The sequence below is a fragment of the Microcoleus sp. PH2017_28_MFU_U_A genome (genome assembly GCF_020738035.1).
In the GTDB taxonomy this organism is placed as follows: Bacteria; Cyanobacteriota; Cyanobacteriia; order Cyanobacteriales; family Microcoleaceae; genus Microcoleus.
This window is the reverse complement of sequence record NZ_JAEQCX010000182.1, coordinates 1-9,590: the sequence shown is the minus strand read 5'-3', so window position 1 is coordinate 9,590 and position 9,590 is coordinate 1. Positions and strand designations below refer to the sequence as shown.

Genomic DNA, 9,590 nt, shown 5'->3' with positions numbered 1-9,590 from the left:
TGTAAGGCTAACACTGCATAATTTCAGCCCAAAAGCGTTTGGCTTCCAAGTTTTCACAACTGATAAAAAAATCCGACCCACATCTGCGGAATGTGGGCTTCAAAGTCTGACCACGGAATTATTTTTGCCATGATTACCCAACGATTATTCTCTGATAATTGTCCCTCGAAGGGTAGCTCAAAGTTGGAGGGTGTTTTTGGGGCCCTAGTCAAGTTTTCGGTACATGAATGAAAGTGATGCTGTGCATGGCTTTTGACTAATTTTAGCTCATAGTCTAACACATTACCAGCACCGATCGCGAGTCAAAGTCTTTTGAGCTAAGGATTTTAGGCTTTTTCAGCAAGCCCTATATAAAGAGCGCTCTCTTGGTACGTTGTTGGGCTTTAGCCCTCTTTGAACATCGCAACTACGTACCTAAGAGCGCTGAAGCGCAACTACGTACCTAAGAGCGCTGAAGCGCAACTACGTACCTAAGAGCGCTGAAGCGCAACTACGTACCTTTAGAAATTACCAAATTTATGTTTGCAGATTTCTTTATCAAACGACCTGTCTTTGCTAGTGTCTGCGCCTTAATTATCATTTTAGTAGGCGCAATCAGCATCCCCACACTGCCGATCGAACGCTTCCCTGACATCAGCCCCACCCAAATTAGCGTCACGGCTAACTATAGCGGGGCGAGTGCCGAAATTGTCGAAAATGCCGTTACGAATATCCTAGAGAGGCAAATCAACGGCGTAGAAGGGCTAAAATATCTAACTTCTAGCAGCAGTAATGACGGCACTAGCACTATTACTGCAACTTTCGATCCGTCGCGCAACAAAGATATTGCCGCTGTCGATGTCCAAAATCGAGTGTCAGTCGCTCAACCCCAACTCCCAGATGCCGTACAGCGCACGGGAGTGAGAGTTACCAAACAATCTACCAGTCTCTTGCTGGCGATCGGCTTATTTACCGAAAATAAAGAATACGACACCACATTTTTAAGCAACTACGCTGACTTGTATTTGGCAGATGCTTTAAAGCGGATCAAAGGTGTTGGCGATGTGCGAATTTTTGGGGAACGCCGCTATGCCATGCGCCTGTGGATCGACCCCAATAAGTTAGCAGCTCGCGGTTTGACAATGCAAGATATAACCAGGGCGCTTAACGAACAAAACTTACAAGTTGGTGCTGGGAGAGTTGGTCAAGAACCCGCTCCCGACGGGCAAATGTATCAAATTGATTTACGGGCTAAAAGCCGTCTGCAAGAACCAGCAGAATTTGAAGAAATTGTCCTTAAAACTGATGGAAATGGCACTGTAGTTAAGTTAAAAGAAGTCGGCAGAGCGGAATTAGGAGCCGAAAATTACAGCTCTTTCCTGCGATTTCGAGGCAATGATGCTGTAGGTTTGGGGATTTATCAATTGCCGGGAAGCAATGCTTTGAATGTGGCTCATGCTGTCAAAGCCGAAATGGAAAAACTCGCTACAAGTTTTCCTCCTGGGTTGATACATCGAGTCGCCCTAGATACGACTTTGTTTGTCGAAGAGTCGATGGCAGAAGTGGTGAAGACGCTATTGGAAGCAGTCGTGCTAGTGGTGATAGTAATTTTTGTTTTCTTGCAAGACTGGCGCACTACTATTATTCCGGCGATCGCAATTCCGATTTCTTTGATTGGAACCTTTACTTTTATCAAGATTTTCGGATTTACAATTAACAGTTTATCTCTGTTTGGTCTAACCTTAGCGACGGGGTTGGTGGTGGATGACGCGATTATCGTGGTAGAAAATATCGATCGCCTGATCCGCCAAGGGATGAATCCCCGCGAAGCAGCTTCCGAGTCCATGCGGGAACTGTTTAGCGCTGTAATTGCCACTTCCTTAGTGTTGATGGCGGTGTTCGTACCTGTGGCATTCTTCCCCGGAACTACGGGAGCACTTTACAAACAATTTGCGCTGACAATTGCCTTTTCGGTAGCACTTTCTACCTTTATTGCGATTACCCTGACGCCCTCACTTTCGGCTCTTTTGCTGCGGCGAGGGCAGAAGTTTGGCGGCCCGCTGGGTTGGATATTCGATCGCGTTAATGGCGTGATTGATTGGACGCGCCGGCAATATCGCGAGTTTTTGATATTTTTAGTGGGAGTTAAAACACTTGTAACTCTGGTGTTCATCGCTTCTCTGGGAGTCACAGCTTGGCTTTATCTATCAGTACCCACGGCATTTATCCCAGAGGAAGATCAGGGCTATTTTCTGACAATTATTCAAGGCCCCCAAGGAGTTTCGCTGCAATATACTCGCAAAGTGATGGATGAAGTTGAACAAGAAATTCTGAAACTTCCTGAGGTTGTAGGGACTTTCTCTGTGGGTGGCTTTGGTTTTAGCGGCAGCACTTCTAACCAGGGTATTATCTTTACTACGCTTAAATCCTGGAGCGAGCGTCACGGAGAAGCTCAAAGCGTACAAGCGATTATTGGTAAGTTGCGGGGTCAGCTTTCGGCAATTCCAGAAGCAAGAATTTTCCCGGTGAATCCGCCCGCAATTCAAGGTTTAGGTCAATTTGGAGGCTTCCAATTTCAACTTCAAGATCGCAAAGGAAACAGCGGTTTAGATGCTCTGGTTCAGGCGATGGGTGGGATTTTGAAGCAGGCGAATCAGACGCCGGGATTGCAAGCGGTTTTTAGTACGTTTGCTGCGAATACGCCTCAGTTAGTTGTGGAAGTTGACCGCAATCGGGCTAAGGCTTTGGATATTTCTATTAGTGATATTTTCAGTACGCTACAAACGGCTCTGGGTTCGCAGTATGTAAACGATTTTACTCTCCAGCAGCGCAATTATCGGGTGTACGTGCAAGCAGATAAACAGTTCCGTGCTAATCCTGAAGATATTGGTAAATTGTATGTCCGCTCTGCAAAGAATGAAATGATTTCTTTGAGCAATTTGGTGAAGCTAACTCCGGTAGTGGGAGCCCAAACTGTCAACCACTACAATTTATTTAGGTCAATTGAAATTAATGGCTCTCCCGCTCCGGGTGCGAGTTCTGGACAGGCGATTAAATCGATGGAAAAGGTGTCGGCTCAAGTTTTACCGTCTGGTTTTGGCTATGAATGGTCGGGGACTTCTTTAGAAGAAATTGAGTCTGGGGGTCAAGCGCCGATTATTTTTGGTTTGGGGCTGGTTTTTGTGTTCTTGGTTTTGGCTGCTCAGTACGAAAATTATGTGGATCCTTTTATTATTTTGCTGGCGGTTCCTCTGGCGATTTTAGGTGCGCTTTTGGCTCAGTCTTTGCGGGGTTTGGCGAATGATGTTTATTGCCAAATTGGTTTGGTGATGTTGATTGGATTGTCGAGTAAAAATGCGATTTTAATCGTGGAGTTTGCTAACCAGTTGCGGGAGCGGGGATATTCAATTGCTAAGGCAGCAGTTGAGGCGGCTCAAGAGCGTTTGCGACCGATTTTGATGACTTCTTTGGCGTTTGTTTTGGGGATTTTGCCTTTGGTTAATCCAGAAGGTGCAGGTGCAGCCAGTCGCCGATCGCTCGGGAATGCGATCGCGGGCGGGATGGTTGTTTCTACTTTCTTGAGTTTGTTTATGGTGCCGGTGCTGTATGTGGTGATTGTCTCGGCTCGCGATCGCTTTAGCAAACGCGATCGCCCGGAACATCCGCCCCATGATGATGACACAAGTTTGGATGGAAAAACGGCTCCCGGCGAGGAGGTTGAGGGCGATCGAGTAGCACCGTTGTAACCGCCCGATCTTCTAAGGTACGTAGTTGCGCTTCAGCGCTCTTTATATGAAAGAGCACCCAAGCGCAACTACATACCTTAAAATTAACTTCTAGAAAAGTCTTCTTTGGGCAGAAGGCTATGATGCAGGGGGGCTAGAGATGCTAAATTCGCATCAAATAGTTCGATCGCCCACAACTCACAAAAAATACTCTATGAACCGCCCCGCACCTGACAGTTCCTCCCAAATGAGCGAGATTGAACTCGCCAACCTCAGCCGCACGATCGATTACAGTTCCATTCGATCGATACCTGAAATTTGGGCGATCGTCAAACAGCGATTTCCCCAAACCGTCGCCCTCCACGATCCCCACAGCAAACCCGAAATTAAACTCACCTATACCGACCTCTACCAACAAATCCAGCAATTCGCCAGCGGATTGCAGGCCCTCGGCATCAATGCAAACCCAGCAGAAATAATCCCTCCCCGCGTCGCCCTCTTCGCCGACAACAGCCCCCGCTGGCTGATAGCCGATCAAGGTATCATGACCGCTGGGGCCGCCAACGCCGTGCGAGGCGCCACCGCCGACCCCGAAGAACTCCTCTACATCATCCAAGACAGCGGCAGTACCGCTTTAGTAGTCGAAAACCTGGCCTTACTCAAAAAACTGCAAGCCCGCCTCCCCGATTTGCCGATCGAACTTATCGTCCTTCTCTCCGACGAGGAACCAGAAACCAGCCCCACCCTAACCACAGTCAAATTTTCCCAAGTCATGGCCACAGGCGCCAACCGCCCCTTCAAACCCGCCAACCACAACCACCAAACCCTCGCCACCCTCCTCTACACTAGCGGCACCACCGGCAAACCCAAAGGCGTCATGCTGACTCACGGGAACCTGCTGCACCAACTCACCACCTTCGGCACAATTTTGCAACCCGAACCGGGCGAATCAGCCCTCAGCATCCTGCCCAGTTGGCACGCCTACGAACGCACAGTCGAATACTTCCTGCTTTCCCAAGGATGCACGCAAATTTACACCAATATTCGCTATTTCAAACAAGACTTTAAAAGTTGCAAGCCCCAGTACATGGTGAGCGTTCCGCGCATCTGGGAATCGATTTACGAGGCTGTACAAAAGCAATTTAGAGAACAGCCACCCAACAAACAAAAATTGGTTAATTTTCTGTTATCTGCCAGCCAGCAATACATTGAAGCCCGCCGCATTTTTCAAGGTTTAACTCTCAGTTTGAAACCTGCTTCTGCTTCGGAAAAACTGATCGCCCGGATCAAAAGTATTCTGTTGTCTCCCGTACACGCGATCGCCGAAAAACTGGTTTATCAAAAAGTCCGGGAAGCTACGGGAGGGCGTTTTAAGTGGGCAATTAGCGGCGGAGGTTCTTTGGCCGCGCATTTAGACAATTTCTTTGAAATCGCGAATATCGGTTTGTTGGTGGGATACGGTTTAACTGAAACATCTCCAGTTTTAACAGTCCGCCGCCCTTGGCACAATCTTAAAGGTTCTGCCGGACAGCCGATCGCCCATACTGAAATTAAAATAGTTGACCCCGAAACTAAACAGCAACTGCCAACAGGCCAGCGCGGTTTAGTATTGGGACGCGGGCCGCAAATCATGCAGGGCTACTATCTCAATCCCCAAGCTACCGCGAAAGCCATTGACTCCGAAGGCTGGTTTGACACCGGCGATTTGGGTTGGCTGACACCGGGCAATGACTTAGTTTTGACCGGGCGCGCCAAAGATACGATCGTCCTCAGCAACGGCGAAAATATCGAACCGCAGCCGATCGAAGATGCCTGCGTCCGCAGCCCCTACATCGACCAAATTATGGTAGTAGGTCAAGACCAAAAATCGATCGGCGCCTTAATTGTCCCCAATTCAGAAGCCGTGCAGAAATGGGCAGAAACTCAGAATCCGCCAATACACGAAATTGACTGGAATAGCAAGAAAATTCAAGACTTATTCCGTCAAGAATTGAACCGGGAGGTGCAAAATCGCCCCGGATACCGCGCGGACGATCGCATTGGCCCGTTCCGGTTGATTCAGGAGCCATTTTCGATGGAAAATGGAATGTTGACCCAGACCCTGAAAATTAAGCGCCCGGTTGTGACTGAACACTACCGCGATATGATTGACGGGATGTTTTGAAAATATTCGCTGGACTTGGGGAATGGAAAAGCAAAAATTATCCCAACACCCGAGTCCCCATTGGTGTCAACAATCGCCTGAAAACCTTTGTATCTCTCGTTTATAGGAGAGGCCAGATCCCCCTAAATCCCCCTTAAGAAGGGGGACTTTGAGAAGATTCTTATCCCCCCCTTAAGAAGGGGGGCTAGGGGGGATCTTGCCTGAATCGCCAGACAGAAGACTGATAATAGGTTTGACGTTCAGTTGACACCAACACCCGAGTCCCGAGTCCGAGTCCTCAGTCATTAGGAAATGTCTACCAACTATTGACTAATGACTGATGACTGTTGTTCGCGAGCGGGGACGCTCGCACTTCTGACTAATGCCTAATTCCCAATTGACAAGCAACAAATTTATGGAACCACAATTACTCTTGAAGCGATCGATTAACGTAAAAGTCGTCGTTACTCCCCGCTGGAAAGAAGAAGCTCAACAGCAACTCCAAGCCCAAATCAATCAAATAGATTCTCAGCTACAACAGCTAGAAATGCAAGGGCAGCGGATGGTTTCAGAAATCCAAAAGCAAAGCCTGCAACCCCCCGGCCCGCAAGTAATGCAGCAAATAGAAAACATTCAAGTGCAGGTGAATCAAAGAAAGAGCGAACTGCTAGAACAGAAAAACCAAAACCTGCAACAGCTTCAGCAAGTGCAGGTGCTAGACCTCGAACAAGAAGTGAGTCAAGGTCAAATTGACGGCACGTTCACCGTCGGGGTGGGAGAAAACTTGATTCAAAAAATGCAAATAGAAGTTCTGCTCCGCGACGGCATTGTCGAAGAAATTCGAGGTGATATTTAGAACTTAGAAATTGGTGATTGGTAATTGATAATTGGTAATTGGTAGGTAATTTTGAGTTGATAGCCGCACATCTTCGGACTAGAGGCTGGCATAATAATAACTATTGCCGATCGCCAATTATCAATTCCCAAATACCGATCGCCAATTACCAACTCACAAGGAATTTTTACAGATGATTCGCGAAGTTTTCATGCCAGCCCTAAGCTCTACCATGACAGAGGGCAAAATTGTTTCCTGGGTCAAATCCGCTGGGGACAAAGTAGAAAAGGGCGAAACGGTAGTCGTAGTTGAATCTGACAAAGCCGACATGGATGTCGAGTCTTTCTACGAAGGCTATCTAGCAATAATTATTGTACCAGCAGGCGAAGTTGCTCCGGTCGGAGCTGCGATCGCCCTAGTCGCAGAAACAGAAGCCGAAATCGCCGCCGCCCAGAAACAAGGAGCCGGCGCCCCCGCAGCCGCAGCTCCAGCAGCCGCAGCCCCCGTTCCTGTCGCAGCTACAGCATCAGTGGGTTTGCAGCAAAACGTCAGCCGCCAAAACGGCCGCAGCATCGTCTCTCCCCGCGCTCGCAAATTAGCCAAAGAGTTTAAAGTAGATTTAAATTCAATCAAAGGCAGCGGCCCCAACGGTCGGATTGTTGCAGAAGATGTGGAAGCAGCAGCCGGTAAAGCCCAACCAGCTCCGGTTCAGCAACCAGTAACAGTCCCCGCAGCACCCGCACCCGCAGCACCCGCACCCGCAGCAGCCAAACCAGCACCCGCACCAGTCCCAGCGGTAGCGCTTTCCGGTAACAGAGTACCGATGAATGCGCTGCAAAATGCGGTGGTTCGCAATATGGAAGCAAGTTTGAGCGTGCCCTGTTTCCGCGTCGGCTATACAATTACTACTGACAATCTCGACAAACTCTACAAACAAATTAAGTCAAAAGGCGTCACGATGACGGCTATGCTGGCAAAAGCAGTAGCGGTAACTTTACAAAAACATCCTCTGCTGAATGCTTGTTATGTGGAGTCGGGAATTCAACACCGTGCTGATATTAATGTGGCGGTAGCGGTGGCGATGGACGGCGGCGGTTTGATTACGCCGGTGTTGCAAAATGCCGATCGCCTGGACATATATTCTCTCTCCCGCAGTTGGAAGGATTTAGTCGATCGCGCCCGCGCCAAACAGCTAAAACCCGACGAATACAGCACGGGAACTTTTACTCTTTCCAATTTGGGAATGTATGGAGTAGATAAGTTTGACGCGATTTTGCCGCCGAATCAAGGCTCGATTTTGGCGATCGGCTCTTCGCGGCCGCAAGTAGTAGCCAATGAAGAAGGCTTGATGGGAGTGAAGCGGCAAATGCAGGTGAATATTACTTGCGATCACCGAGTGATTTACGGTGCTGATGCTGCATCTTTCTTGCAAGATTTAGCGAAATTGATCGAGACAAATCCTCAATCTTTGACACTTTAATTAGTTAACTGTTGACGGTTGACTGTTGACTGTTGATAGTTGATATCGTTTCCGGTAGCATCGGAATTATTAGCCAAAATGAGGAGACGGCAGTGCCGTGTCCCTACCAATAATATTGTAGGGATACGGCAATGCCGTCTCCTCTATATCATTTCGATGCAACCGAATTGATATCAAACAAGAATACTTTGTTCAAACTCGCACCGAATTTCATCTACAACTTTGCGATCGCTCAAATCACGATGCCACCAGTGGCTACAGCCATCTTGACAATATTTATCGTACCTGCGGGCATCAGCAATTGCTAATAAACTGATTAACAGAAAAAAGGTTTTGATAGATTCTGAGGCTGGCAGTTTCAAAAGCTTTGTGATTTGTTCTTTTAATCGCCCTTTGCTGAGCAATACGCAAGGGGTGTAAGTTGCACGAAGTTTTGATTTAGTAATAGCTAGGCAAACATCTTCTTCTCGCGCCCCTGCTTGGATGGTCATGTAGGATAGCCGCTGCAATATTTCCTGCTGGCCTTCGGTTGGGAAGCTTAAAAACCAGTTTTTTGCATCTTCTTGGCTAATTAGGGATTGTTGAATTTGATTGATTGTAATCTCATCAGTTAGATTCATTAAATAAAATTTTAGTTTCAGCCATCTGTTGATTTGAGTTTGCCGGATGCTTTTGCTTGGTCGATCGCATCTTGAATCAGAAGGTAGACAAAGTTGGAGATCGATCGCTTTTCGATATCGCACAACTTTTCTAATTCCTTTTTAGCCTGTGTTGGCAAAACCACTGAAATCCGCTCGCTGTCGCTCATGCCTTGCAATCTGTTAGAAGTTTCCCCTATTGTGCCACCTCGTCCGTCCAGCTCGTGCATCCACAGTCAGTTGTGTGCTTACTTATGCACACTTGTGCTTACTTTGTGTTATTTTTATGGGTAATGTCAGAAGCCAGCGCATCCACCGACCAAGTTTCTGCGCTGGCTCTGGCTCCGTTTAGCAATGGAGACTCCTCTATTATGAAATACGAAGGATACCTGAAGCCGTGGGCAGTGGCTCGCTTGCTTCCGAGCTTGCAATGGGCGATCGTTGGTCGCTATCGCAGCCGATCGGATGCGGAGGGACATCTTCAGTTGTTTCGGCAACGAGTGCCCAACATCCGATTTGAAGTGGTGTTTGATTTACCGCATCCTCAAGGATAATTTTCTTGAGAAACGGTGTTCGATTGACTGACAGTTCACTTTGGGGCGATCGCACTTTTGGACATTAAGGGCGATCGCACTTGACGCCAGAAATTGGTTGAGCTAAACTAAGGTTTACTTTTAATCCAGATAAATACCTGTCGGGGTGACAAGTCGCCTATAACGCTGATAGAATAAGGCTCATAGCTCTTATGCCTTGTTGATAATTAGGCAGTTTATGTGGAGATAAAGACATT

7 protein-coding genes are annotated in these 9,590 nt (G+C 47.7%); 5 read left to right on the top strand and 2 right to left on the bottom strand.

What is annotated here, in order from left to right; genetic code table 11:
- Positions 1–518 precede the first annotated feature (518 nt).
- The 4 genes from JGK14_RS32685 (at position 519) to JGK14_RS32670 (ending at position 8,162) form a co-directional block, all read left to right on the top strand.
- A complete protein-coding gene (locus JGK14_RS32685; RefSeq protein WP_325315955.1) occupies positions 519–3,725 on the top strand; it encodes an efflux RND transporter permease subunit in 3,207 nt (1,068 codons plus the stop codon).
- Between the two features lie 193 nt (positions 3,726–3,918).
- Positions 3,919–5,868, top strand: coding sequence for an AMP-dependent synthetase/ligase (locus JGK14_RS32680; RefSeq protein WP_325315956.1), 1,950 nt, complete (start codon positions 3,919–3,921; stop codon positions 5,866–5,868).
- A 394-nt stretch (positions 5,869–6,262) separates the two neighbouring features.
- Positions 6,263–6,703 carry a YlqD family protein gene (locus tag JGK14_RS32675; RefSeq protein ID WP_293185715.1) on the top strand — a complete coding sequence of 147 codons (441 nt, stop codon included), beginning with the start codon at positions 6,263–6,265 and terminating at the stop codon, positions 6,701–6,703.
- Between the two features lie 172 nt (positions 6,704–6,875).
- Positions 6,876–8,162 carry a dihydrolipoamide acetyltransferase family protein gene (locus JGK14_RS32670; protein ID WP_293198586.1) on the top strand — a complete coding sequence of 429 codons (1,287 nt, stop codon included), beginning with the start codon at positions 6,876–6,878 and terminating at the stop codon, positions 8,160–8,162.
- A gap of 173 nt (positions 8,163–8,335) precedes the next feature.
- Here the strand turns inward: JGK14_RS32670 and JGK14_RS32665 are convergent, their stop codons facing one another.
- Both JGK14_RS32665 and JGK14_RS32660 read right to left on the bottom strand, forming a co-directional pair.
- Positions 8,336–8,782, bottom strand: coding sequence for a DUF5958 family protein (locus JGK14_RS32665; protein ID WP_293327873.1), 447 nt, complete (start codon positions 8,780–8,782; stop codon positions 8,336–8,338).
- 17 nt (positions 8,783–8,799) lie between these two features.
- Entirely contained in the window at positions 8,800–9,030 is a 231-nt protein-coding gene (locus JGK14_RS32660) for a ribbon-helix-helix domain-containing protein (RefSeq protein WP_293327876.1), read from the bottom strand.
- A gap of 63 nt (positions 9,031–9,093) precedes the next feature.
- On the opposite strand from JGK14_RS32660, the gene JGK14_RS32655 reads away from it, so the two are divergent.
- Complete coding sequence (locus JGK14_RS32655) at positions 9,094–9,354, top strand: hypothetical protein (protein ID WP_293185706.1); 261 nt, start codon at positions 9,094–9,096, stop codon at positions 9,352–9,354.
- The last annotated feature ends 236 nt before the right edge of the window (positions 9,355–9,590 follow it).